Origin of the sequence: Desulfovirgula thermocuniculi DSM 16036 (assembly GCF_000429345.1) — a bacterium.
Lineage (GTDB): Bacteria > Bacillota > Desulfotomaculia > Desulfotomaculales > Desulfovirgulaceae > Desulfovirgula > Desulfovirgula thermocuniculi.
Genome location: NZ_AUBR01000025.1, coordinates 1 through 23,425 on the forward strand (window position 1 = coordinate 1; position 23,425 = coordinate 23,425).

Consider the following 23,425-nt stretch of genomic DNA (forward strand, 5'->3'; position numbering starts at 1 on the left):
CGACGGGAGGGTTGCCAGGAGCGCGTTTTCCGGAAGGACCTTGGCGGGACCGAGGACTACGGGACCGGATACAGCAAAAGCTCTCGCGGGACTTGCCTCGATGTTTTTGGAAAATGCTCCTCCTCGATCTGAGGACCCTGTGGTGGGATTGAAAAAAAGGGAAAAGGGAGGCAGGTTCGGTGTGACCTTCTGGAAGAGGTTCTTTCCGAGGAAGGAGAAGGAGCGGGGAGCGGATGGGGACTCCCGCGGCGGCCCCGCGCCGGAGCGGCCCCTCTCTCACGCCTGCACGGTGCAGGGGCAATCCGGGTCCCCCTTTGGCGGCCCGTTCGCGGGGGCGCCCGAGGAGCCGACTGCGCGGCCCGGGGGAGGTTCCGGAGCCGGGGTTGCCGCCTCCCCTCCTGCCGCGGGCGCGGCGCCCGTTGGAATCGGGGAACCTGTGATGGGATCGAAAATCCTCTTGGTGGGCAGGCGCGCCGAGTCTCTCCTGCGGCGGGCGGAGGAGTGCGGCTTCCTCCCGGTGGCCGGGAGGCTCCCGCCCGGCGTGCGGCCCGACGTGGCCGTCGTCGACGTGGAACTCCTGCCGTCCGTCGCCGACCTGGGGTGCCGCGTGGTCGGCCTGAGTTCGGGGAAGCTCAGCGACCTCCTGCTCGCCTCGGGCGACACGCCCGTGGCGCTCAGCGGCGACGCCGCCCTGGAGATCGCCGCCAGGCTCTGCGGGCTGGGAGGGGCCGCAGGAGCGCCCCCGCGGGCGCACGGCGTGCGGCAGGCTCCGGCTGGGTTCCCCGGCGGCACAACCCCGATGCCGGGCACATCGTCCGTTGCAGGCGTCGCGCCGGATTCCCTTCGGCACGGCGCCCCGGTTCCTTCGCAGACCGCCGCTACGCCGCGCGCGGCCGCAACGGGCAGGAAGGGCCTCGTGCTCGCCTTCTACTCCGGCACCCAGGCCCAGCAGGGCAAGACCTCCCTGGCGGTCAACGCCGCCGCGCTGCTGGCGGGCAGGGGGATGTCGGTGTGCATGGTCGACCTGGACACCGGCAAGGCGGGGCTGACGCGCCTCTGCGGGTACTCCGAGGAGCGCCCGCCAGGTTGCGACCTGGAGTCCTTCTTCGCCGGGCGCGAGCCCGCCGCGGGGCCTGCGGGCACGTGGCTCGTCGCCGCCCCCCTGCCGGAGAGGGAATGGTTCCCTGACCCCGGGCGGGCCGAGGAACTGGTGGCCCGCCTGGCGGGGGAGTACGACGCGGTGGTGCTCGACTTCGGGGTGCGGCTAGTCACGCCCCCCGTGAGGGCGATCTTCCGGCTCTGCGACCGCGTCTTCGTCGTGACCCTCCCGCACCGCATGTCGGCCTCCGCCGTGGCGAGGCTGCGCGGCCAGTGGCTGGCCGAGGTCGGCGCGGGGAGGGTGGCGGTCGTCGTCAACCGCGTGGGGTACCCCGGCATGAACATCTCGCCCAGGGATGCCGCCGGACTCCTCGGCTTCGGGGAGTTCTACGAGGTGCCCGAGGACCCGGCGGTGGCGGCCGCGGAGGACGAGGCGGCGCGCGGCAGGCCGTATAACCCGCCCGCCCTGGGGAGGAAGAGCCGCTTGGGCAGGGCGCTGGCGGCCGCCCTCGACGGGGTCGTGCCGTCCGGCGCGGCAGGAAAGGGGGCTATGCCTTGTTGAGCAACTTCTACCTCCACTACCAACCCATCTTCTACATCAAAGATCCGGCGCAGGTCCTGGGGTACGAGGCACTCCTGCGCCACCCCGCGGGGTGGTCGCCCCACGACCTCCTGCGGGAGGCGCGCCGCGTGGGGGCGATCCCCATGTGGGAGCTCCGCGTCCTGGAGCGGGCCGCGGAGGAGGTCCTGCTGAGGACGGGGGAGATCTTGTTCTTCAACCTCACGCCGGAGGCCTTCGCCGATGCGGCCTTCCCCGCCAGGGCGGCCCGCCTGGTGGAGTCCAGGGGGATCTCCACGGCCAGGGTGTGCGTGGAGGTGTCGGAGCAGGGCCTGTACGCCCTGAGGGAGTTCCCGCTACTCGTGCGGGAGTGGGTCGAGCGGGGGTTCTTCGTGGCCCTCGACGACTTCGGCACCCAGAGGGCTAACATCGACCTGCTCTTCGGCATCCAACTCGACTACGTGAAGGTCGACCGCGTGCTGGTCGACGGCGTGGCGGCCGACAGGAAGAAGCAGACGCTCCTGGCGGGGCTGGTCGAGGCCATCGCGGGCCTCGGCTCCTACCCGATCTTAGAGGGCGTAGAGAGGGAGGAAGACTTCGAGTGGCTGGCGGGCACGGGCTGGGACGTCGGCGTGCAGGGGTTCGTGCTGGCCCGCCCGTCCGCCCTGTCTGCCGGAGTTGCCAACATTTTAAAGGGGGGTCGTAGATGACGGTGTTGCGGAGACTGTACGTCAACATGGAGGAAAGCGCCCTCGCGCGGCTGTCGAGGTTCGCTGGCGTGGAGTGCCTGCCGCTGGACGGCGCGGCCGCCCCGGGGGACGGCACGGTCGCACTCGTCGTGCGCCCCCCGAATCCCGCCCCGGCGGCGGCCCTCGCGGATGAGCTCGCGGCAGCGGCCTCCCTCGGCGTGCCGGTGGTGGTCGTGGCAGGGACCAGGGACGCGGAGGGACTCGGACTGCTCCGCGAGGCCGCGCTGTGCGGCGTGCCGCCGGAGTGCGTGCTCTTCGTCGAGGGCGGCAGGGTGGTCGACGCCGCCGGCAGGGTGCTGGGCGAGGCCCTGCGGGGCAGGGGCATCGGCGTCTCCGCCGCCGTGCGGGCGGCCCGCGAGGCCCTGGAGAGGGGCTTGGTGCCGGAACCGGCCCTGTGGGAAGGAGGAGACGGGTTTGGCTCCGAGCCCGCTCTCTGGGAGGCGGGTAGCGCGGCGGAGGGGAGTGCCGCGGGCGTCGGCTTCGCGGGTTCGGAAGTTGGTAGTGCCGGAGACGTGGTTTCGGCCAGCGTGCCGGAACCGGAAGAGAAAGCTCCGGAGAGGCACCCCGCCGAGGAGTACTTCGACGCCGCGCGGCACCTGGTGGCGGTGTTCGGGGCGAGGGGGAACGTCGGCGCGTCCACCGTGGCGGCCTGCCTGGCCGGGGTGCTGGAGGACTACGACTCCCTCTACCTCGAGGTCACGCCCTCGCCCGCCGGTTACAGGTACTTCGCACCCGACCTGGTGAGCGCGCTCGGTACGGGACGCTACGCCCTCGCCAGCGCGGGCAGAACACCCACTCGGCCGCTCCGGCCGTGCGGCGTGCTGGTCGCCGACATCGCGGCTTCCGAGGAGGTTGCCGCCGACGCCGCCTACCGCCGCGCCGGGTGCGTGGTTCTGGTCACGGACGGCTCGCCGGTGTCGTTCGAGCGCGTGGGTAGCTGGGTCAGGGGCGGCTGGAGGCTCGACGTGCTGGTGGTGAACCGCGTCCTCCCCGGGGCGGGTTACCCGCCGGAGGTCTACGCGGGCGAGTACGGCCTCCAGCGGGTGGTCGGGATACCCGGCGGCTTCGAGGAGGAGGCGGCGGTCAACGCGGCCCTGCAGGGCAGCGCGCTACCCCTGGGCCGCAGCCCGGACTTCGACGCTGCGGTTGGTTACCTCGCCAGAGCGGTGTTGGAAGTCCTGGGCCTGTCCTGATATCCCGTAGCTCTATATGTTTTCTGAAAGGGGGAACAAATGACCGTGAACGCCCTCAAGAACTTCCGGTACTGGTTGCTAGCGGCGGTGGTCTTCGCCGCGGTGGCCGCGGTCGGCTCCGTGCAGGCCGTGCGCTCCTTCGCGGGCGCGGTGCAGGCTGTGGCGGTGAAGCGGGACGTGCAGGCCGGCGAGGTCCTGACGCAGAACGACCTGACGCTGGTAGAGCAGGCCAGGGGCACCCTGTACGGGGATGCCGTGCTGTCGCCGCGCGACGCCGCGGGCATGGCCGTCAGGGGTTTCCTGCCGGCGGGCACCGTGCTACGGCGCTCCATGCTGGTACCCCCGCAGCAGGCGGGCGTGGCGGGCGCCGTGGCCTCCCTCGGCCCGGGCTACGTGGCGGTGGCCGTGCCGAACACGCTGGGTACCACCGTGGCGGGCACGCTCGAGGCGGGCAACCGCGTCGACATCTACTCCAGGGCGAGCGACAAGGAACCTCCCGTGAAGGTGGCCTCCGACGTGCTCGTGCTGAGGGCGGGCACCGTGCGCACGCGCGAGGGCGAGCAACCCACCCAGGGCGTGGTCCTTGCCGTGCCGGAGGCCGACCTGCCGAAGCTACTCCCCTACGTCACGGGCGGCAAGGAGGCCTCGCTGACCTTCGTGCTGAAGCCGCTCGCGTCCGGCCAGGGCGCCGGGCAGCAGTCACAGGCACAACAGCCACAGCAGGCACAGCAACAGCAAACGCAGCAGCAGCCGCAACCGCAGTCCCCGCAGCAACCACAAGTCCAGCAACCGCAGGCACCGCAGCCGCAGGCGCCAGCGGGCCAGGCCGGGCGGTAGGGGGTAGGGGGGCGATCAGTATGTCGTTGCTCTTCGTGGGCGGCCACCCCGAGTTCATACGGGAGTGCAAGGCCGCGGCGGCGAAGCACGGCGCGAAGGTGGTGGGCGAGGCCGCCTCGCCCTACGACATCTACATCCTCGTCGACCGGGTGAAGCCCGACGGCGTGCTCGTCACCTCCCAGCCCGAGTGGGTCAACGTCGCCATAGACATCGCCCGCGTCCGCCCGAACGCCCTGGTCTTCGTGTCCGGCCCGGTGAGCGCGGCGACGTGGAGCCGCATGAGCGAGGCGCGGGTGTACTCCGTACCCGCCGACCCCGAGCAGGCGGTGAGGGCGTGCGTCGCCGCCCTGGGCAGGCTCAGCCCGCAGCGGGTGCGGCTGGACGACCTCGAGGTGCGGCCCCCGGAGGTGGCCGTCTCCCAGCGGGCGGTGGCCGTGCCGGCCCGCACGGTGGTCGTCTACTCCAACAAGGGCGGGGCGGGCAAGACCACCCTCGCCGAGAACCTGGCGGCGGTACTGGGCCTCTGGGCCAGGGAGCAGGAGCGCGCCACGGGGATGGCCTGCCGGGTGGCCCTGCTGGACTTCAACGTGGACGGCTCGACGGGTCTCTACACCTGGTTCCCGCCGGGGGACGCGCGGAAGCCCAAGACGGCGGCCCTGTGGGAGGACTTCGCGAGCGGTTCCGCCGAGGCGCTCCCGTGGGCCGCCGTATCGGGAGTCATGAACTACAGCGAGGGGGCGAACGTGTACTACCTGGCCCCGCCGCAGACACCAGACGAGAAAGAGCGCTTCAACCGCGAGCTGGCCAAACTGATCCTGGAAGCGTGCCAGAGGTTCTTCCACTTCGTCATCGTGGACTCCGGCGTGGCCCTAAAGGACCGCGACCCGGTGCTCGTGGCCGTCACCAGGGCCACGGACGTGCTGCTGGTGTGCAGATACACCTTCACCGACCTGCGGTTGCTCGCCGAGGGTTACTCGAAAGAGTTCGGGCGGCTCCTCGACCCGGCGAAAACCGGCCTCGTGCTGAACCGCGTCAGGCAGACGTGGTTCACCGTGCGGGACTTCGTGGAGGCCTTCACCAAGGAGGCGGGAACGGCGGTACCGCTCAAGGGCGAATTACCGGAAGAACCAGGTTTGGAATCTAAAGAGGCGCAGGTTGCCGGGGTTCCCTACGTGTGCGTCAGGGCGGACTCGGAGTTCTCGCGGGCCGTGTGCCAGGTGGCCAGGAACGTGCTCGGCGTGGACGTCGCCCTCGCCAGGGCGGCCAGGAAGGGGCTGCGGGAGAGGTTGCTGTCCCTGTTCGGGGGCGGCAGGAAGAAAAAGGCGGCTTCATAGGCAGGTGATCTTTTATGAACAACTCGCTGTACGCCGAACTGGTCGTGGGGGCGGGCGGGGCCGACGGCGCCCGCGCCGGGGCGGAAAGGGAGGCGTCCCCCGCCGCCGCCGAGGTCGACGTCCTGCGGGCGAAGCTGATGAGGGAAGCGTGGGCGTCCGACCCCGAGGTCTTGCGCGACAGGGAGAGGGTGCGCTCCCTCCTGCGGGAGATCGTGGCGCGGGAGGGCATGCCCGTCCACCTCATCGAGGAGTTGATGAGGGACATATACGGGTTCGGCCCCATCACCGACCTGATGGCCGACCCCGGGGTGACCGACATATGGATCGACAGGTACGACTTCATCAGGTACGAGAAGGACGGGCGCATCCACACCTGGCGCAGGACCTTTACCTCGGAGGAGCACCTGCGGCGGTTCGTCGTGCGCATGGCGGCCTCGGTCGGGCGCAAGGTCGACGAGGCGCGGCCGGTGGAGGACTTCCGCCTGCCGGACGGCTCCCGCGCGGTGGTCTTCCTCGACGGGCCGTCCGTGCGCGGCACCAGCGTGGTCATCCGCCGCTTCTCCCGCCTCTTCACGCTCGAAGAGCTTGCCGAGAGGAAGGTCTTCCCCGCCGAAATGGTGCGGCTTTTTAAGTTGATGGTCAAGGCGCGGCTGAACATATTCGCGGCGGGCGGCATGGGCAGCGGCAAGAACACCTTCCTCAACGCCCTCCTCCTGTGCGTGGGGCCGGACGAGAGGCTGGTGTTCATCGAGGACCCGGCGGAGACGCGCGTGGGACTCCCCGATCCGAACCGCCCGAAGTTGCCCGTACCGTGGGCGGTCGTGCTGGAACCCCGGCGGGCCGGCGTCGAGGGTAGCGGCGAGGTCTCCCAGGACCTCCTGTTCGAGAAGGTCCTGCGGACGAAACCCGCCCGCGTGATATGCTCCGAGTGCCGCAACGAGGTCACCACGTACTGGACGCTGCAGGCCATGAACATCGGCCACCCCGGCTCGATGTCCACCGTGCACGCCGACGGGCCGGAGGAGGTCCCCGCCCGACTCTCGGACATGCTGGCGGCCTACAGGGGCGGGGCGTATAGCACGCTGGCGTCCCGCGCGGGCAAGGTGGCCGCCGCCGAGGTGATCTTCTTCCTGGCGCAGGTCAACGGCCACCGCAGGCTGCTGGACATCGCCGAGGTGCGCAGGCGCGACTTCGACTCCCTGCCGGAAGTCGTGCCCCTCTACACCTTCCGCATAGAGGGGTACGCTGAGGACGGCGCGCCGCTGGGCGGGTTGAAGCCCACCGGCGAGGCGCCGGACTTCCTCCGCAAGCGCAAACTCTCCCTCTACCTGACGCCGGAGGAACTGGAGGAGCTCAGGGGGTGGTTCCCGTGCAGCCAGCACTAATAGGCGTGCCCGTGTTCCTGGCGGTCTTCTCCCTCTTTGTGGCCCTGGCGTCGAGGGGCAGGGTCAACCCGCTATTAGAAGCTTTCGCCCGCGGGCGGGTTGCGTCCGATGGCGGGAGGCGCGAGTCCTTCTTCGTGCGGCTGTGGAACCTGCGCGGGGAGTCTTCCCTCGGTCTGGAGGGGGCCGTGCTGGCCGGCGCCGCCGCGGGCACGGCGGTCTTCTTCCTGGTTGCCGCCCTGCTCGACCCGCTGTTCGCCGCGCCGCTGGCCGTGGGGGGTTTCCTGCTCGGGCCGCGCGCACTGAACGCCTTCCTCTACAGGCAGAGGATAAAAGCCTTCCGCAACACCGTCGAGTTCGGGTTGGACACGTTGCTCACCGCCCTGCACATAGGGCTTCCGATGGAGAGGGCGCTGAGGGAGGCATCGGCCCACTCTCCCGAACCCATCAGGACCGAGTTCCTCCGCGTGGCGGAGGAGATCTCCAAAGGCGTGCCCGAGCCGGAGGCGTTCCGGAACATGGCCGCCAGGGTTCCCTGCGTCGAGGCCGAGGAACTGTGCGAGGCCGTGGAACTCTACGTTAAGGTCGGCGGGCCGCGGGCGCTGGAACTCCTCAGGCAGGTCCTGACCAACCTGCGGGACGGCGTGAGCATGCGCTACCAGGTGCACCAGCACACGAGGGGCGCGAAGACCTCCGCCGTCATGGTCACCCTCATTCCCGTGGGGTACATGGCCTTCATGCTCGCTTTCGCGCCCGACCTCTTCGGGCCGCTGCTCACCACGCAGGCGGGGCGCGTCTCGCTCTTCGTGGCCGTCCTGGTGTTCTTCGCCGGCCTCGGGCTCGTGCTGAACATACTGCGCTCGATAGAGGAATTCTGATCTTGCGGGAGTGGTGGGAAATGCAAGTCCCTTTTTACGTGCCCGTGTCGGCGGGCGTCTCGGTGCTCTGCCTGATCGCCGCGCTGAGGCTGCGCGCCACGGTCACCGCTTTTGACCTGGCGGCCAAGTCCCCGCCGCTACGCGAGGCCGCTTCGGCGTTCTTCAACGGCCTCCTCGTGCGCTACCCCTGGTTGCAGAGGCTGGCCGGCCCGCCCGACGTGGAGGAGAGGCTGGCCATGGCGGGCAATCCCCTCGGGGTGACCCCCGAGGCGTTCGACGCGTTCAGGTTCCTGCTGGTCGGGCTGGCGGCGGTGTCCGGCCTCCTCGGCCTCTTCTCCCTGAACGTGCTGGCTTTCCTGCCCGTGCTACTGCTGAAGCTACCCGACTGGTGGCTGTCTTATCTCGTCGCCGAGCGGCGCAGGAAAATGAAGCGGGAGTTCATCATGGTGGCGTCGAGGCTCTCCACGGCGCTGTCGGCGGGCTTGGAACTCGGCGCGGCCCTGGAGTGGGCGGCGTCCGGCGCCGCCTCGGACAAGAGGTCCGCCCTGCGCGAGGAGCTCGCCCGGGCGGTGAGCGAGGCGAAGTTCGGGGCTTCAATAGAGGACGTGCTGAACGGGTTCGCCGCCCGCACGGGCCTGCTCGACGCGCGGCGGCTCACCCTGGCGGTGGTGCAGGCGCAGCGCTACGGGGCCTCCGTGGCGGGCAAGCTGGCCGAGGCGGTGAGGGACGCCAGGGAGCGGCGCAAGGCCGAGATAATAGGCCAGGCCAAGAGCGCGGAGCAGAAGCTCCACCTGGCGGTGTTCGTCATGGCCATCCCCACGATAATATGCACCCTCGCCCCCATGGTCATCTCGCTCGCCAGGCAGAACCCGTTCAAATAGGGGGCGGCTACCATGGAAGACGCGCTGATCCTGGATCGGCTGGCGGGCGACCTGCTGTCGTTCGGGGGAACGAAGGGCTTCGCGGGCGGCGCGCTGACCGCCCTGCAGGGCGTGCCTTTCCTTTTTCTTTTGGTGACCGCGGCGCACGCCGCCCTGCGGGGCCTGCTGTCCCCGCTACTGGGCCGCGCCGGGGCGAGCCTCGTGGCCCTCTCCGCCACGTCCCTGGCGGTGGCGGCGTTCTCCGTCAAGGCCGCCCAGCACCCCGCCCTGGCGTGGGCGCTGGTGGCGTGGGCGGCAAACGCCGCCGGGGCGGCCTCGGCGGAGTTGTTCTCGGCGTTGAGAAAAGTTTCTAATGGCGGCGGGAGGTGATAATGTGGGGGAACTGGTGCGGCGCTTTTCGTGCGGCGAGCGCGGCACGGCGGTGCTGATCATGATGCTCGTCGTGCTCTCGTGCGTTTTCGGCGTCCTGGGGTACGACTACTCGCGGGCGCACGCCGTGCGGGCCAGGCTCCAGACGGCAGCCGACGCGGCCGCCCTCGCGGGGGCCATGCAGGCCGAGGTCGTGCCGGAGTACAAGTACGTCTTGGTGGACGGGAGCGGCAACGAGACCACCGACCCGGAAAAGGCGGTGAAGGTCAAGGCCAAGATCGTGAAGTACCACTGCGACCTGCAGAGGAGGGAGGCGCAGGCGCGGCAGGCGGCCCTCGCCGCGTTCAGGCAGAACCTGCTGGGCGAGAAGGTTCCCGTCTACGACGTGGCCTGCCCGCCCGCGGCGGGCCTTGTGCCCAACCCGACGCCCGGGTACGAGCTGCAGCTGGGGGTGGACTGGTCCAAGCCCAAGTACGGCTCCGACGGCTCGGTGTACTACGACGAGTTTAAGGTCTCGCGCGCCGAGGCGGGCGTGAGGTCGTACCTCCTGGTGCCGCTGTTCAGGAGGGTGGCGGGGGGCGAGGACGCGTTCAAGGAACTGGTCTCCGCCCCCAGGCCGTCCGGCTGGAGCGGGGCCGTCAGGCTGGGCGCCCGCGGCTCCGCCCAAGCGCTACCGCCTCCCCCGCCAGGGGGATAACGCTCTAGAACCCGGCATGCCGGGGAACTTCCCCCGGCGGCTTTTTTTTGAGGGGGTGGCATCGCGTGGCTAAGCGGTTTTTCTCTGAGGAACGCGGCGAGGCGGTGGTGTGGCTGGTGGTGGCGATCGTGGGCATCATTTTCGCGGTCATCGCCTTCCTCAGCTTCAGGCACCAGGGCGGCACCGTGGGCAATGAGATACCCGGGGCGGCCAGCAACGCGGCGTCGGGCCTCCAGCAGGTGAGGATACAGTAGGGGCGGTCTGCCTTGGGCAAGGGCGATTTCGCGCGGGCACTTGATGCTATCTTGGGGCTGGTAGTGGCCCTCTCGGTTGCCCTGGCCGTGGCCGCCGCGGCGGGGAACGCCATGGTGCAGGGCGACACCCTGTGGCACGTGAAGGCCGGGGAGTGGATCCTGGACAACCGCGCCGTGCCGAGGGCCGACCCCTTCTCGTGGACGGCCCCCGGCGCGCCCTGGCACGCCCACGAGTGGCTGTGGGAGGTGCTGGCGGCCTTGCTCTGGCGCGCGGCGGGCCCGTGGGGCGTGTGGTCGCTTGTGGCGCTGGGCGCCCTCCTGGCCGCGGGGTGCTCCTACGGCCTGGCCCTCCGCAGGTCGGGCAGCCCCGCGTGGGCGGCGGCGTGCACGTCCCTGGCGGCGGGCGCGCTGGCACCCTTCCTCAGCGCCAGGCCGCACACGCTCGCCCTGGGGTTGTTCGCCCTGTGGGTGCTGGTGCTCGACGCCGCCCGGGGGCGGCCGCGCTTCGCCGCGTTGGCCGCCCCCCTGGGGGCGCTGTGGGCCAACGCCCACGCCTCCGCCCCCGCCGGGGCGCTGGCGGGGGCGGCATTCCTGGCGGCGGACGCCCTCGCGGGGAGGAGGCCCGCCCCCGCGCAAGCTACCGCCCTGTTGATCTTCGCCGCCTCGGTCAACCTCAACCCCTGGGGCCCGGAGGTGTGGGCCTTCGCCGTGGCCGTCTCGTCGCGCCCCGAACTGGTGAACCTCATCTCCGAGTGGCAGTCCCCCAACTTCCACTCCCCGTTCCTCTGGCCCTGCCTGGCACTGGTGGGCGCGCTGTGCCTCCTCTGGGGGCGCTCCGACCGCGCGTTGCGCCTGCTCGCCGCGGGAGCCTTCGCGGCGGGGTTGCTGTCGCTCAGGCACCTGCCGTACTTCCTGCTCCTCTGGCCCGCCGCCGCGGCGCCCGCGCTGGCGGCCAGGTTCGGCGGGCCGGGGAGGAAGACGTTCGTTGCAGGGAGTTGCGTTGCGGCTGCGGCGGCCCTCGCCGTGGCCCTGGCGGCCCTTCCCCCGAACTGGCTGGAGAAGCCGCAGGAGGGGGAACCCTTCCCGGTCGCCGCCGTGCGGTTCATGAAGGAGCGCGGCCTCACCGAGGGGGTGTTCAACCACTACACCTGGGGCGGCTACCTCGTCTGGGAGGGCGTGCGGCCGTTTATCGACGGGAGGGCCGATATGTACCTCCTGTCCGGCTCGGGCGTCCTGGAGGACTACGACGCCGCCGCGGGCATCCTCAGGCGACCCGACCCCGACGGCGTGTTCGAGAGGCGGGGAGTGAGGGTCGTCCTGGTGCCCGCCAAATCATGGCTGGCCCTCTACCTCTCCCGGCACCCGGACTGGGAGGAGGCCTACAGGGACGAGACGGCGGCGGTGTTCGCGCGCCGCCCGCGGGTCAGCCCGCCGGGCGGGAGCTCTTAATTTTTAGAAAAGGAGGTGAATCGGCATGTTCGGCCTGCTCAAGAAGTTCTTTTCCGGCGAGGGCGGCGAGGCGGTGGTGTGGATCGTCGTGACCATCATCGGGATCATCATCGCCGTGGCCGCGTTCCTCAAGTTCAAGAACTCGCCAGGCAACGTGGGTACTGAGATAAACGCCGTTGCCAACAACGCCGCGAGCGGCCTGCAGCAAGTGAGGATACAGTGACGATTTCGGACCCTCTCAGAGAGGGTCCTCTTCTTTTTTTTTTGGGGGGTGTTCGGAATGGCGAAAGCGATCGTGGATTTCCTGCGCCGCGACCGCGGGGAGGCCGTCCCGTGGCTGGTAGTGACGTTAGTGGGGATCATACTGGCGGTGGCCGTCTGGAAGGGCCTGGGTCCCGGCGTGAGGCAGGCCGCCCAGAAGATGGGCAACGCCCTGGCGGGGCAGTAGTAGGGGGTGCCGCTCGCCGTGCACAGCGTCGTCGTCCCGGCCTATAACGAGGAAACCCGCCTGCCCGGTACCCTGGAGGCGATACGGGCGCACCTGTCGGGTCGGGAATACGAGGTCGTCGTGGTGGACGACGGCTCCTCCGACCGCACGGCGGAGGTCGCCGGGGAATTCGGCTGCCGGGTGGTCAGGCACCCGCGCAACCTGGGCAAGGGCACGGCGGTCAGGACCGGAGTCCTGGCTTCGAGGGGAGATCTGATCCTGGTGACGGACGCCGACCTGGCGGCGCCCGTAACGGAACTGCCGAAGCTGGAGGCGGCACTTGAAAGGGGTGCAGACATCGCCATCGGCTCCCGCGAGGCACCGGGGGCGAGGGTGAGGAGGGCCTCCCCGGGGCGGAAGCTCGCGGGGAGGCTCTTCAACCTCCTGGTGCGGCTCCTCACGGGGTTGCCCTACCGGGACACCCAGTGCGGGTTCAAACTCTTCCGGGGGGAGGCCGCGCGGGCGCTCTTTTCCCGCGCGGCGTGTGACGGGTACTGCTTCGAAGTGGAGGTCCTGCTCCTGGCCCGGGAGATGGGCCTGAGAGTGGAGGAGGTGGGCGTGGAGTGGCACGACAGGCCGGGCTCGAAGGTGAGGCTCTTGCGGGACGGGTGGAGGATGTTCCGGGAGTTATTGGAGCTGAAGAGGCGGTTGCCGTGTGCCAGGAAAATGATACCCTTAGGACTGCCGGGAGTGGCGGGAAAGGTGTCACCGAATCCGTCCTTAAAGGAAGCGGATTCCCAAGCCGCGGTTTCTTTATGGAGCGGGAAAAGGCTCTGACGGCGCTCATACTAGCGGTGCTGATGGGCATCTACGGGGTGGTGTTTACCGTGATTGACTTCAAGCGGCAGGCGGAAGTTAAGGCGAGGTGGAACAGCTTCGCGAGCGTGCCTTACGAATACCGCCTTCCCGCGTACGGGACGTGGTTCTACGCGAAAAACGAAGAGGATTACCGCTTCCTCGTGTCCGGAGCCGCACGGAAACCCAGAAATGAGGCACGGGTGCCCGGCTGGTACCTCGTCGTGCCCGCAGAAGGATCCGGTATCCTCCAGGAAGGAAAGCGCGTTTACTCTTACGACGAGGTGAGGGAAGAACTCGGTCGGGTGCTGGCTCACCTGCCTAGAGAGGTAGCGGGGGCGGGTGCGGGGCGGTGAGGAGGGTTGGACGCCGCAGGGATTCCGGAAGAGCCTGCTGGGAACTCTTCTCCGGCGACTGCTGGTACTTCCGGGCCAGGACGCACGTCCTGGCCCGCCTGGTCTCCCGGTGCCTGCCGCCGGACTCCTGGGTCCTGGACGTAGGCTGCGGGGACGGCAGGCTGGCGGCGGCGCTACCGCAGTACCGCTGGTGCGGCGTCGAACCCGACCCGGTTCTGCGGGAGGCGGCCCGCGCGAGGGGGGTGCGCGTCCTGCCGGGGTGTGCGGGGGAACTGCCCTTCCCGGACGGCGCCTTCGACGCCGCGTGCCTCTTCGACGTGCTGGAGCACGTGGAGGACGACCGGGCGGCGCTGGCGGAGGCACGCAGGGTGCTGAAACCCGGCGGGCTGCTCTTCGTCTCCGTGCCCCTGCACCCGGAGATGTGGTCCGCCCACGACAGCACCTGCGGGCATTTCAGGAGGTACAGGAAGGGGGAGGCGGCGGGGTTGGCCGCCTCCCTCGGCTTCGCGGTGGTGGAAAGGAGCTACTTCGTGTCGCTTTTCCTGCCGCTAGCCTGGCTGGCGAGGAAGTTCGGGCGCGGCGGCCCTGGCAGGTTGCCCGGGTTGCTGGATCGGGTCGCGGAGGAGGTTCTGGTCTTCGACGCGCGCCTCCGCTTACCGTTCGGGTTGAGCGAGCTAACCGTTTTCAGGCGGCGGGAGGGTGGGTTGCTTGGGAGTTAAGAAGAAATTTCCCGAGAAACTCAAGAGCTTTCTTCGTTTTCTCACAACTGTCGAGGGCATGATGCTTGGGATTGGTGCTTCACTTTTTTTGGCGTCCATTTACAAATCATGGGAAGAGGAACCAAAAACAATTTTTGGCTTTACATCGCTCTTTACCGGATTCATGACAGGATCGTTGATCAATCTTTTTCGCCCGAACATCAGGAAGAGCAAGACTTTCTGGGGAATTGTTTCTTTGGGTTTGATCGTCTTTTGCGCTTCCTGGTTTTTTGAGGTTGCGGGAACGAAAGAACTACTGGGTTTGTCCGCATTCGTTCTCGGACTTGGCCTGAGCGCGGTCCTGTTCAGAACATTTTCTTCCTGATCTTCTGAAGTCCGAGCGAGGTGGCCGCTTATGTATATGTTTGAGTTCGCCGGGGACGCGCTGGCGGTCGGTGCGGCGGTGCTGGGTGCCGCGCTGGACCTGCGCTCCCGCAGGATCCCGAACTGGCTGACCTTCCCGGGGATGCTCCTGGGCCTCCTCCTGGGCCTGGCGAGCGGGAGGTTCTCCCAGGCGGCGGGCACCCTCGGGATTTGCCTCCTCGCGGGTTTCCTCCTGTGGTTGCTGGGCTGCTTCGGGGAGGGGGACGCGAAGCTCTTCGCGGCCCTGGGCGCGCTGGCCGGGGCGGACGCGGCCTTCCTGGGGTTGGCCCTGTCGCTGCCGCTCCTCCTGCTGTGGGCCGCGCCAGCGAGGCTGAGGAGGCTCGGCCTGCGGGGGTGGCTGGGGGCGGAACTGGCCGCCCTGAAGATGCTCCTCGTGGGGGCGAGGCCAGGTGCCGCGGGCACCCCCTTCGAACCCCTGCCCTTCGCGCCGTTCCTGTGCGCGGGGTTTGTCGCGGCGCTGGCTTTGTTGAGAACAAGGGTGGTTTAAGCCGTGCGGGTGCCAGGTTTGGGGGCACGCTTTCCGTCCTGCCTGCTCCTAACCCTGATGGGTGAGAGGCTCGTGGCCGAAGTTCCTAGCGAGGTGTTCGGCACCCTCTGGGTGACCGATGCCGTGTGGGCGCCACGGCGCCACCTCAGGTCGGACTTCCTCACCGTGCAGACCGTGCTCGACCGCCGCGACCCCGGGCGGCCACGCGCTTTTCCGCTCAAAGTGGCAACGCGGGCCCTGGAAGCCTGCCCCGTTCCCGGAGACGTGCTGGTCCTCGGCCTCGGAGGCGGGGCGTTCGTCCACGCCGCCCTCCGCCTGCGCCCCGGTGCGAGGGTCGTGGCCGTGGAGGCCGATCCCGCGGTTGTGGAAGCGGCCCGCCTCTACTTCGGCCTGCCGCGGGAGGCGGAGGTCGCGGTCTGCGGCGCGCTCGAGTTCCTGCGGCGGGCGGTGCCCGCCAAGAGGCGCTTCGCGTTCGCCCTCGTGGATGTCTTCGACCGCACCCACACGCCCGCGTGGTTGGGGGAACTGGCACCCCTCGTGAGGGACGCCCTGCTACCGGACGGCGTCACGGTGGTGAACACGACCAGACTCCACCCCTTCGACCGGAAGCAGGCCGCCGCAGCGGCGGCCTTCAGGGCGGCGTTCCCGGCGGTGGAGGCGCGGCGCTTCCCCCCGGTGCCGCCGTGCAACGAAGTGCTGGTGTGCTGGAAATCTGTGGAAAGGGGGTGTTTCGGTTGCTGAGGCGGGTCCTTTGCTCCCTGCGCAAGTCCCTCTCCGACTCCCGCGGCTCCTCGCCCGTGGTCGCCGCGGTGGTGCTGCTTCCCCTGCTGGCGGCGGCCGCCTGGGGCTTCGCCTGGCTCGGCCACATGGCCGACGCCAAGAACGTGGTGGAGGAGGCCGCTCGCGCCGGGGCCAGGTGGCTGGCTTCCCACCCCGGCGACATCGAGGGGGCCAAGGCGAGGGCCGCGGAGGTCGTGCAGGGCGCGATGCAGGCGGGCAAATCCTACATCCCCGGCGGGGCGATACCCGGGGTGTCGCTCGACAACATACTGGTCGGCAAACTAACCAAGTCCGGCAACGGCTATGTCATCCACGACCGCACGAGGGGGCCGGTCAAGGTGAAGCCCGCCTCCCCCGACGTGAAGGCCCAGATGGACGCCCTGGTGGGGAAGGTGGTCGCCGCCGGGGGAGAGTGGGCCGAGGCGGGGGTGTTCCAGGTCACGGCGGCCACGACCGACCCGCCGGAGACGCAGACGGTACAGCAGACGGGCGGGAACTACGGCAACCAGCCCGGCACGCAGGGTAGCCAGACGGTCAACCAGACGCGCCACCCCGGCCCGTTCCTGGCGGCCGCCTTGGCGCAGTACGGCCAGGGACGGTGGGGTACGTGGTGGACTGCGAACGGCGGCACTATTTCCACCAATGGCGCCCTCCGCCTGCAGGTGGGTTACCACAACGCCGACGTGTGGGGCAACCCGTGGTCTCCGCCCGGTGGCGGCAAAATTAAGCGCATCCACATCCGGGGCAACAGCGAGCGGAACTACGATTACGGCTACGTCTACGGCTGGAACGGGTCGTCCTGGGTGGAACTAGCTAGGAGGTGCAGTCCCTCTTACAACGCCGAATATGACGAGTGGATAGACGTTTCTGGTTATAACGTGACCCAGATAAGGACCAGGCTCACCACGGACTACAGCGTCCTCTACTCCCCCACCTACGTCGACGTGCCCGAGGTCGAGGTGGAGGGCACCGCCTGGCCCGACCCCAACGCTTGGTGGATATGGGGCCAGCCGGGGGCGATGGGCTGCGCGCCCAACGGCCAGGAGGTGCGGCTGACCTCGCCGATCTGGTGGACCGCCGACTACGGTAGGTACCGCCTCTACGCCACCGCGGATGACTGGTTCAGCGTGCGCGTGGATTCGACTGATGTCCTTCAGGGTTCAGGCCGGGGCGTGAAGACCTGGGACTGGGAGCCAGGTCCGGCCCGGCCCGTCCAGCTCGTAGCGACCGCCCGGAACGACTACGGTCCGGCCGGGTTCCTGTGCGCGGTGAGGCAGACGGGGTGGCACTGGCCTACCTCCTATGCGCCGCAACCCGGGCCGAACGGAACGGCGAAGTACCCCGAGTGGACGGTTCCCTACGCGCAGTGGGTGACCGTCACGGCGAAGGACCGGTACGGCCGGGCGGTCCCCATTTACGTGGGGACGAGCGGGGCGGGGGGAAGTAGCGGTACTCCATCCACCAACGGCACCCTCCGCTTGCAGGTGAACTACCACAACGCCGACGTGTGGAGCAACTCGTGGTCGCCGCCCGGGGGTGGCAAAATTAAGCGTATCCACATCCGGGGCAAGAGCGAGCGGAACTACGACTACGGCTACATCTACGGCTGGAACGGCTCCTCCTGGGTGGAACTAGCGCGGAGGTGTAGCCCCGGCTACAACCAGGAGTACGACGAGTGGATCGATGTTTCTGGCTGGAACATAACGCAGATCAAGACCAGGTTGACCACGGATGGCTCGGTACTCTACAGTCCGACCTATGTTGACGTGCCCGAGGTAGAGGTGGAAGGGCAGGTTTCCTGGGTGGCGAGCGGAAGCGGTACGATCCGCTTCTACGCCTACCCCAACACGAGGTACTTCGTGTGCGTGAGTTCGGCAGGTAGTAGTTCCGTTCAATCCACCAATGGTACTCTTCGATTGGGAGTGAACTACCACAATGCTCAAGTAGCTTCTCCTATATGGTCTAGCGGTAGTATTATTACCAGGATTCATTTGAAGGGTAACAGCGAAAGGAACTACGATTTCGGCTATGTTTACGGTACTGGCGGCGGTTCTTGGATCTTGCTTGCAAAAAGAAGCGGTACCTACGATGAATGGGTGGACGTGTCCAGTCCTAATATCACGAGCATATACACCTTGCTGACCACGGATAGTTCGGTGCTTTGGAACCCCACTTACGTCGACGTCCCCGAGGTGGAAGTTCGGGCCGCGCAAGGTTGCGATGTCGTCGTAGATCTCGATGGCGGGATCGTCCTCCGCTCCAATTCTTCGTGGACGTACACGCCCGTCGATGGCGTGTCGTACGGGGCGGCCACCCTCCCCCAGAGGGTCGTGCCCAACGGGGAGTTCACGGTGAGAGTGACCGCCACCAACCTCGCCCGGAAGGAGTGGTTCGCGTCCAGGCCCTCCTGGTGGCCCAGCGACTGGAACGGCCCCGACTCCTGGCGGACGAACTTCTCATACCACTGGTACGACGATAAAGGCAACCTCGTCGTCCAGGACGGCCTGAGGACGGGCCTGCCGCAGGCCGTGCCGCCCGGCGGGACGGTGTCCCTCGACCTGAAGATCAAGGCGCCTTCCCAAGCGGGTAAGTACAGGCTGGTCATCGACGGCGTGCAGGAGTACTGCGCTTGGTTCGGTCCGCTACAGGGGGTCAACTGGCCCACCCTCGAGGCGTGGGTCGAAGTGGGAGGCATAGACTACGGCGTCTCCTACGACCCCGCTCAGGTGCCGAAGTACATGGTGGCCGGGGAGACCTACGCCATCAGGGTGACGACCAAGAACACCGGCTCCCTGACGTGGACGCCGCAGGGCAGGTTCGGCCTGGCCTACCACTGGTACGACAAGAACTCCGGTAGGGTCGTCGTCTGGGACGGCGCGCGGGACTACGTGGACTGGGCCGTGGCGCCCGGGCAGGCCTACACTTTCACCCTGCCCGTGACCGCCCCTTCCCGGCCGGGTACGTACACGCTGGTGATCGACATGGTGCACGAGGGCGTGACCTGGTTCGAGCAGAAGGGTTGCCCGGTCCTGCGGGCCGACGTGGAGGTGCCGCAGGGCGAGGTGCTCAGGGGTGCCCTGACCTTCGACGGCGAGGACTACTGGGTGGGGAACACCATCGTGAGGTCCGCCGGGCCCGACCTCTCCAGGTTCGCCGGTTCGAACGTCATACTCTGGGGCCGGAACACGGGCCAGAGGGAGCGGTTCTTCCGGGTGAAGTGGATCCAGGAGTACGTGCCCGACGACTGGACGGCGCTGGTGACCTTCGACCCCGAGAAGGACGTCCTCTGCAACGACCCCAGGAGGGGCGATCCGCAGGCCCCCGCGGGCGACCCTGTGAGCAGGCCGAGAACCGACAACTTCGCCTACTGCCGGGTGACCTACCACTACCCGGTACCGCTGAGGGACTTCTGGAACAGGCTCGCCAGCGCGGGCGTGCCCGCATGGCGCAGCGCTGAACCGCCCTCCAGGAAGGTCGTAGGCGAGGCATACTTCCTGTCGGGCGAGGCCGGCCAGTAAAGGGAAGCCGGACATTTCCGGCTTCCTTAATTTTTTTTGAAAAAGGGGGGGATCAAGTTGTCTTCTAACGAGTCGCTGGTGTCCCTTCTTTTCGGTGGTTCTTTGTTTTTGACGATCTATTTGAGTGGGGTGACCATCTGCCGTTACTACGGTTCGTCGTCCCGGTGGTGCGGGTACCTTCCCTCTCCGCTGGCACCTCTTTACGCCACGTTGGGAAAATTCGTCGTCAGCAATTCGCCCACGAGGTTTTCCCTGCTCTGTTCCGCCCGCATCAGCCGGGGAGGAATTCTGTTTGTGTGGTGGGTAGTGTCCATCTATGTTATCATGGGCTTCTGGCAACAAAAGTTCGAGAACCTGGCTCTGCAGGGCACGTGGGCATCGATCCCTGCAGAGGCGTTGCCTGCGATTCTTCTTCTCCCAGCGGCAACGCTGTCCACAATTCTTTTTTTGTGGGAGGGTTTCGCTTCCCGCACCGTGGCCTGTGCTTTCTGTCTTTTAGAGAGTCCAGAGAAAGGCACGGGCGACGAGGTAAAGTCCCAAAAGCGTCAATACGACAATCCTGACTGCTTTCACGATAGCCGCAACAGGCCTGCGCCCTGCCGCCCGGGGCAACTCTCTTGGCCACGCTTTTCTCTTGAGAAGGCAGGAAGCGGCAAACAAGATCCTTGTGCCGTCGAGGTTGTCGCCAAAGATGTTCTCGAAGAGTATGGTAAAACCAGCAACAGCAAAGAGAGCCAGGTGGATTTTAACTCCCGGGACGGCTACCTTGGCCGTGAAGAGGGCGGCCAGCGAAAAGAGGGCGGTGATGCCGAGGCCGCCCAGCGAAACGAAGATTTGCCTGAGCGGCGTCGGTTGGAGAGCACGTGGTCTTGCCGGGTGCCCGCAGAACCCGCCGGGTACGGGGGCGATGCGGAAGATCGTTTTTCCGGAGTGTCTGCAAATAAAGTCAGCGTTGCAAATTCTCACCAGCCGAGGGCGGTCACGAAGGATGCAGAGCACCAAGAAGTGTCCCGCCTCGTGGATGATAGTGTGAAGCCAAGCATGGAAGAAAAATTCTGCAATTGCACCAACAATGGCGAAAGAGGGACGGCTAGTGGAAAGTACAACAATCTTGTCGAGAAAATCCTTAATATTGTTGATCATTTCTGTCTTCTTTTGGTGTGCGCTTTTTACCTGCTCACTTTGCCATTTAACGCGCTTTTCCTTCTGTCGACGGCCGTTCGTTCAAGGTTTGACTGCTGGCTGGATTCGGGCGGACGGGCGTTTGCCCTGTCCGCCCTGGCGTGGACGGCGATGTGGTTTGCAGACCTGTTGATTTTCGGATACACAGGGGGTCTTGTAGTTTCCCTCTCCGTGTTCCGGCGATACTGAAGCCAAGGCTCCTGCTTTTTTTCTCGGAAAGGGGTGGTGCGCCTTGAGGGTCCGCAGTTTCGCGCGCGGCTACCGGGGCGAGGTGGTGCCCTGGCTCCTGATGTTGCCCCTGCTCTTCTTCCTCTTCTTCTTCGCCGCGGTCTACCTCCACTTGGACGCGGTCAGGGCCGGGGTGGCCTTGGCCGCCAGGGAGGGCGCGCGGGAGTACGGCGTGCAACTCGGCCAACTCGACCCCTCCACCGCCCTCTCGGCGGCCCGCGGCAGGGTGAGGTTGACGCTGGTGAGGGAGGGCCTCCTGGCACCCCAGGACAGTCTTTTGCCCCCCGGCCAGGCGCCGCCGCAGGGCAGGCGGGGCGCCAGCGCGGAGTTCTGGGACTCCGGCGAGTGGGTCGGCTGCGCGGTCACCTACTACCTGCCGTGCCCGCTACCCGGTCTGCCGCGCCTGCTACCGGAACTGGCGCGGCCCGACCCGGACGGCCCGTGGTGGCGCTCGAAGGGCCACTTCGTGTTCAGGGTGGCGGCCTCGGCGAAGAAGGAGTACAGACAGTAGAAATTTCGGAAAGGGGGAGTGTCTGTTGGTCTGCTTGCGCAAGGGCATACTGGCACTCGTCGTCATCGCCTCGCTGTTAGTGGGTGCAGCCGCTGGCTTCGGCGGCGGCTACTGCAAGTACGTCTACGTGCCGAAGAAGCAGGCCATGGAGATGGCCAGGAAGCAGGAAGAGGAACTCAACAAGATGGTCCGTCACGGCGAAGCGCTCGAGGTAAAGCCGGAGGAGATCACCATCAAGGTGGAGAAGGGCGGCGGGGACATCGGGCAGAACATCACGGCCAGGGTGAACGAGTACACCACCGTGCAGGTGGGGATGGGGTTCGTGAGCAGGCCGGGCGAGAAGCCCGACCTGACGAAGTGGTTCAAGCCGGGCGACAAGGTGGACATGCTCTACAGGGACGGCCAGGCGCTGGCCCTGCACCGCGAGCTGAGGCCGGGCGAGCAGGCGCCGCAGGCACCGCAGCCGGGGCCGCCCGCACCGCAGGCGCAGCAACAGCAGGGGCAGAAGCAATAGCTGGGCCGGAAGGGGGCAGGGGAGAGGGAACCTTGCCCCCCTAATTTTTTGGAGGGAACCGACCGTGCGCGTGCTGGGCGAAGTGCTGGCGGCCAACTACCACTCCTTCACCTTCCGCTCGAGCGAGAGGGTGCCGTCGGACGCGGTCGTGGCCACGCCCCTCGGCGGGGGGGCGTTCCTGGTCGGGCGTGTGGGCGGAGTCGACGCTTCCGCGCCGGACAGGGCGGTGTACGAGGTCGAGGTGCTCCGGCGGGGCGAGCCGGGACCCGGCGGCGGGATCGAGTTCTTCGCCCCGCGCGAGCCCGCCGTGCCGGGCGCGGAGGTCTACGAGCCGCCGCGGGAGGTTGCGGCCGCGCTGTTCGGGTTCGGCGCCGACCCGAAGCGCTCCCTCCGCGTGGGTACCGCCCTGGGAGGAGCGGTCGAGGTGCTCCTGCGGCCGGAGTCGCTGTGGCGGCACGTCTTCGTGTGCGGCACCACCGGGTCGGGCAAGTCCCACTTCGCGGGCGTGCTCGTCGAGGAACTGGCCAGGCTGGGGATCCCGGCCATGATCGTGGACCCCCTGGCGGAGCACCTGGGGCTGGTCGCGTCCCTCGGCGGGGCGGTCGTCCGGCCCGGCAGGGACTACGAGGTGCCGCTGTCGTCCCTCACCCCGGAGGAGGCGGCCCAGGCGGTGGCCGCGCTGGAGGGCACGCACGGGTACGACCTCTTCCTCTTCTCCTTCACCGCGCTCCGCAGGGAGGTGGAGGAGGGCCACAGGTCGTCGTTCGGGCTCGGGGACGTGCTGAGGAGGATGGAGAGGGACGGGATACACGCCCTGCGGCTGGACGGCTACGACGTGCGCGTGGCCATGGCGAGGGTCGAGCACTCGCTGAAGCGCCACCGCTTCCTCGGGGAGGCGGAGCGCGGCCCGGACTGGGTCGGGGCGCTGAACTCCGGGCTACCCCTGGCGGTGGACTGCTCCTCCCTGGATGCCCTGCAGGTGCAGCTCCTCGCGGGGGCCACGTTGCGGGAACTCCAGCGGCTGAGGCTTGCCGGGAGAATACCGCCCCTCGCGGTCTTCCTGGACGAGGCCCACCTGCTGGCGCCGTCCGACCGCGAGACGCCCTGCAAGCAGGTCGTGCGGGAGTACGTGCGCATGGGGCGGCACTGGGGCGTGGGGGTCGTGCTGGTCTCGCAGAACCCCCTGGACGTCGACAGGCGGGTGCTGGCGCAGTGCAACACGCGGGCGGTCTTCGCCCTCGAGCCCGACCAACTGGAAGCCCTGCAGGGGGTGAAGTCCGACGCCACCCCGGCCATGCTGCGCGGCCTGCCGAGGTTCCCGCGGGGCACGTGCCTGCTGACCGGGAGCTACGAGACGGTCAGGCACGCGGTGGTGGTGAGCGTGAGGGAATTCCTGGGGAGACGGGCACTGCGGGGCGCGGCGGCCACGGCGCGGGCGACTTTTCCTGCAAAAGGCGCCGCGGCGGTCGGTAGCCCCTTCCGGCAGGCCTTTTGATCTTTTCCCGCGAATTTTTTGGGGGGATTTTCGTGCTCATCGAGGCCCTTTTTTGCATCGTTATCGGTTACACTTTTATTTACCTCTTTTTGTTACCGTGGCAGGCGAGCGTAGGACATTACATCCCTTGGGAGAGAACGGTCGGGGGTTCGACAACTGGCCTCTACGCCCGGCTGGCGAAATGGGTGTCCGGATCCTCACGCACGCGGTTTTCGCTTCTGTTGTTGGCGCACGTCCCCGACGGCATTCC

General features: G+C 67.9%; 25 protein-coding genes. All 25 read left to right on the plus strand.

Translation table 11 applies throughout. The annotated features are described in order from the left end of the window. Window positions 1-181: 181 nt before the first annotated feature. Entirely contained in the window at window positions 182-1,660 is a 1,479-nt protein-coding gene (locus tag G454_RS0107180; RefSeq protein ID WP_156896696.1) for a CpaE/TadZ family protein, read from the plus strand. After that, window positions 1,657-2,367, plus strand: a complete 711-nt coding sequence (locus tag G454_RS0107185) for an EAL domain-containing protein (RefSeq protein ID WP_027718077.1) — start codon at window positions 1,657-1,659, stop codon at window positions 2,365-2,367. The genes G454_RS0107180 and G454_RS0107185 overlap by 4 nt, the downstream gene beginning before the upstream one ends. Continuing rightward, window positions 2,364-3,599 carry a hypothetical protein gene (locus G454_RS0107190; protein WP_027718078.1) on the plus strand — a complete coding sequence of 412 codons (1,236 nt, stop codon included), beginning with the start codon at window positions 2,364-2,366 and terminating at the stop codon, window positions 3,597-3,599. The genes G454_RS0107185 and G454_RS0107190 overlap by 4 nt, the downstream gene beginning before the upstream one ends. 39 nt (window positions 3,600-3,638) lie before the next feature. After that, window positions 3,639-4,436, plus strand: a complete 798-nt coding sequence (locus tag G454_RS20345) for an RcpC/CpaB family pilus assembly protein (protein WP_027718079.1) — start codon at window positions 3,639-3,641, stop codon at window positions 4,434-4,436. 20 nt (window positions 4,437-4,456) lie between these two features. Beyond that, window positions 4,457-5,770 carry a CpaE/TadZ family protein gene (locus G454_RS0107200; RefSeq protein WP_027718080.1) on the plus strand — a complete coding sequence of 438 codons (1,314 nt, stop codon included), beginning with the start codon at window positions 4,457-4,459 and terminating at the stop codon, window positions 5,768-5,770. A 14-nt stretch (window positions 5,771-5,784) separates the two neighbouring features. After that, window positions 5,785-7,155 (plus strand): TadA family conjugal transfer-associated ATPase, encoded by a 1,371-nt coding sequence (locus G454_RS20350; protein WP_051276031.1) that lies wholly within the window; start codon window positions 5,785-5,787, stop codon window positions 7,153-7,155. After that, window positions 7,140-8,030, plus strand: coding sequence for a type II secretion system F family protein (locus G454_RS0107210; RefSeq protein WP_156896697.1), 891 nt, complete (start codon window positions 7,140-7,142; stop codon window positions 8,028-8,030). The genes G454_RS20350 and G454_RS0107210 overlap by 16 nt, the downstream gene beginning before the upstream one ends. Before the next feature lie 20 nt (window positions 8,031-8,050). Then, window positions 8,051-8,911 (plus strand): type II secretion system F family protein, encoded by an 861-nt coding sequence (locus G454_RS0107215; RefSeq protein WP_084413353.1) that lies wholly within the window; start codon window positions 8,051-8,053, stop codon window positions 8,909-8,911. Between the two features lie 12 nt (window positions 8,912-8,923). Then, the gene (locus G454_RS0107220) at window positions 8,924-9,280 is read left to right on the plus strand and encodes a hypothetical protein (protein ID WP_027718083.1); all 357 of its coding nucleotides are present in this window, start codon (window positions 8,924-8,926) and stop codon (window positions 9,278-9,280) included. A 4-nt stretch (window positions 9,281-9,284) separates the two neighbouring features. Then, on the plus strand, window positions 9,285-9,977 hold the full coding sequence (locus tag G454_RS0107225) for a pilus assembly protein TadG-related protein (RefSeq protein WP_027718084.1): 693 nt from the start codon (window positions 9,285-9,287) through the stop codon (window positions 9,975-9,977). A 65-nt stretch (window positions 9,978-10,042) separates the two neighbouring features. Further along, complete coding sequence (locus G454_RS0107230; protein ID WP_027718085.1) at window positions 10,043-10,231, plus strand: hypothetical protein; 189 nt, start codon at window positions 10,043-10,045, stop codon at window positions 10,229-10,231. Window positions 10,232-10,243: 12 nt separating this feature from the next. Next, window positions 10,244-11,680, plus strand: coding sequence for a hypothetical protein (locus tag G454_RS21390; protein WP_027718086.1), 1,437 nt, complete (start codon window positions 10,244-10,246; stop codon window positions 11,678-11,680). 25 nt (window positions 11,681-11,705) lie between these two features. Continuing rightward, window positions 11,706-11,903, plus strand: coding sequence for a hypothetical protein (locus tag G454_RS0107240; protein ID WP_027718087.1), 198 nt, complete (start codon window positions 11,706-11,708; stop codon window positions 11,901-11,903). A gap of 57 nt (window positions 11,904-11,960) precedes the next feature. After that, window positions 11,961-12,128, plus strand: coding sequence for a hypothetical protein (locus G454_RS21395; RefSeq protein ID WP_156896698.1), 168 nt, complete (start codon window positions 11,961-11,963; stop codon window positions 12,126-12,128). An 18-nt stretch (window positions 12,129-12,146) separates the two neighbouring features. Then, window positions 12,147-12,944, plus strand: a complete 798-nt coding sequence (locus tag G454_RS18165; protein WP_211230003.1) for a dolichyl-phosphate beta-glucosyltransferase — start codon at window positions 12,147-12,149, stop codon at window positions 12,942-12,944. Next, window positions 12,923-13,318: a hypothetical protein gene (locus G454_RS0107255; RefSeq protein ID WP_027718088.1), complete on the plus strand. Its 396-nt coding sequence runs from the start codon at window positions 12,923-12,925 to the stop codon at window positions 13,316-13,318. The genes G454_RS18165 and G454_RS0107255 overlap by 22 nt, the downstream gene beginning before the upstream one ends. Next, complete coding sequence (locus G454_RS18170; protein WP_051276033.1) at window positions 13,315-14,037, plus strand: class I SAM-dependent methyltransferase; 723 nt, start codon at window positions 13,315-13,317, stop codon at window positions 14,035-14,037. Before G454_RS0107255 ends, G454_RS18170 begins: the two co-directional genes overlap by 4 nt. After that, a complete protein-coding gene (locus G454_RS0107265) occupies window positions 14,027-14,401 on the plus strand; it encodes a hypothetical protein (protein WP_027718089.1) in 375 nt (124 codons plus the stop codon). Before G454_RS18170 ends, G454_RS0107265 begins: the two co-directional genes overlap by 11 nt. A gap of 30 nt (window positions 14,402-14,431) precedes the next feature. Further along, window positions 14,432-14,947 carry a prepilin peptidase gene (locus G454_RS20355; RefSeq protein ID WP_051276036.1) on the plus strand — a complete coding sequence of 172 codons (516 nt, stop codon included), beginning with the start codon at window positions 14,432-14,434 and terminating at the stop codon, window positions 14,945-14,947. Between the two features lie 57 nt (window positions 14,948-15,004). Then, window positions 15,005-15,688 (plus strand): spermidine synthase, encoded by a 684-nt coding sequence (locus G454_RS0107275; protein ID WP_169719323.1) that lies wholly within the window; start codon window positions 15,005-15,007, stop codon window positions 15,686-15,688. Further along, entirely contained in the window at window positions 15,682-19,245 is a 3,564-nt protein-coding gene (locus tag G454_RS0107280; RefSeq protein WP_027718091.1) for a hypothetical protein, read from the plus strand. Before G454_RS0107275 ends, G454_RS0107280 begins: the two co-directional genes overlap by 7 nt. A 57-nt stretch (window positions 19,246-19,302) precedes the next feature. Further along, window positions 19,303-20,616 (plus strand): hypothetical protein, encoded by a 1,314-nt coding sequence (locus G454_RS0107285; RefSeq protein ID WP_156896699.1) that lies wholly within the window; start codon window positions 19,303-19,305, stop codon window positions 20,614-20,616. Window positions 20,617-20,659: 43 nt separating this feature from the next. Then, the gene (locus tag G454_RS0107290; RefSeq protein WP_027718093.1) at window positions 20,660-21,166 is read left to right on the plus strand and encodes a hypothetical protein; all 507 of its coding nucleotides are present in this window, start codon (window positions 20,660-20,662) and stop codon (window positions 21,164-21,166) included. A gap of 25 nt (window positions 21,167-21,191) precedes the next feature. Further along, the gene (locus G454_RS0107295) at window positions 21,192-21,680 is read left to right on the plus strand and encodes a hypothetical protein (protein WP_027718094.1); all 489 of its coding nucleotides are present in this window, start codon (window positions 21,192-21,194) and stop codon (window positions 21,678-21,680) included. A 64-nt stretch (window positions 21,681-21,744) separates the two neighbouring features. Further along, window positions 21,745-23,175 (plus strand): ATP-binding protein, encoded by a 1,431-nt coding sequence (locus G454_RS0107300; RefSeq protein WP_027718095.1) that lies wholly within the window; start codon window positions 21,745-21,747, stop codon window positions 23,173-23,175. Window positions 23,176-23,425 lie beyond the last annotated feature (250 nt).

What these genes read in the sequence shown, in the direction of transcription:
- G454_RS0107190 (WP_027718078.1), top strand. Translation starts at nt 2,364, where the DNA reads ATGACGGTGTTGCGGAGACTGTACGTCAACATGGAGGAAAGCGCCCTC.
- G454_RS20345 (WP_027718079.1), top strand. Translation starts at nt 3,639, where the DNA reads ATGACCGTGAACGCCCTCAAGAACTTCCGGTACTGGTTGCTAGCGGCG.
- G454_RS0107200 (WP_027718080.1), top strand. Translation starts at nt 4,457, where the DNA reads ATGTCGTTGCTCTTCGTGGGCGGCCACCCCGAGTTCATACGGGAGTGC.
- G454_RS20350 (WP_051276031.1), top strand. Translation starts at nt 5,785, where the DNA reads ATGAACAACTCGCTGTACGCCGAACTGGTCGTGGGGGCGGGCGGGGCC.
- G454_RS0107215 (WP_084413353.1), top strand. Translation starts at nt 8,051, where the DNA reads ATGCAAGTCCCTTTTTACGTGCCCGTGTCGGCGGGCGTCTCGGTGCTC.
- G454_RS0107220 (WP_027718083.1), top strand. Translation starts at nt 8,924, where the DNA reads ATGGAAGACGCGCTGATCCTGGATCGGCTGGCGGGCGACCTGCTGTCG.
- G454_RS0107240 (WP_027718087.1), top strand. Translation starts at nt 11,706, where the DNA reads ATGTTCGGCCTGCTCAAGAAGTTCTTTTCCGGCGAGGGCGGCGAGGCG.
- G454_RS21395 (WP_156896698.1), top strand. Translation starts at nt 11,961, where the DNA reads ATGGCGAAAGCGATCGTGGATTTCCTGCGCCGCGACCGCGGGGAGGCC.
- G454_RS0107255 (WP_027718088.1), top strand. Translation starts at nt 12,923, where the DNA reads ATGGAGCGGGAAAAGGCTCTGACGGCGCTCATACTAGCGGTGCTGATG.
- G454_RS20355 (WP_051276036.1), top strand. Translation starts at nt 14,432, where the DNA reads ATGTATATGTTTGAGTTCGCCGGGGACGCGCTGGCGGTCGGTGCGGCG.
- G454_RS0107275 (WP_169719323.1), top strand. Translation starts at nt 15,005, where the DNA reads ATGGGTGAGAGGCTCGTGGCCGAAGTTCCTAGCGAGGTGTTCGGCACC.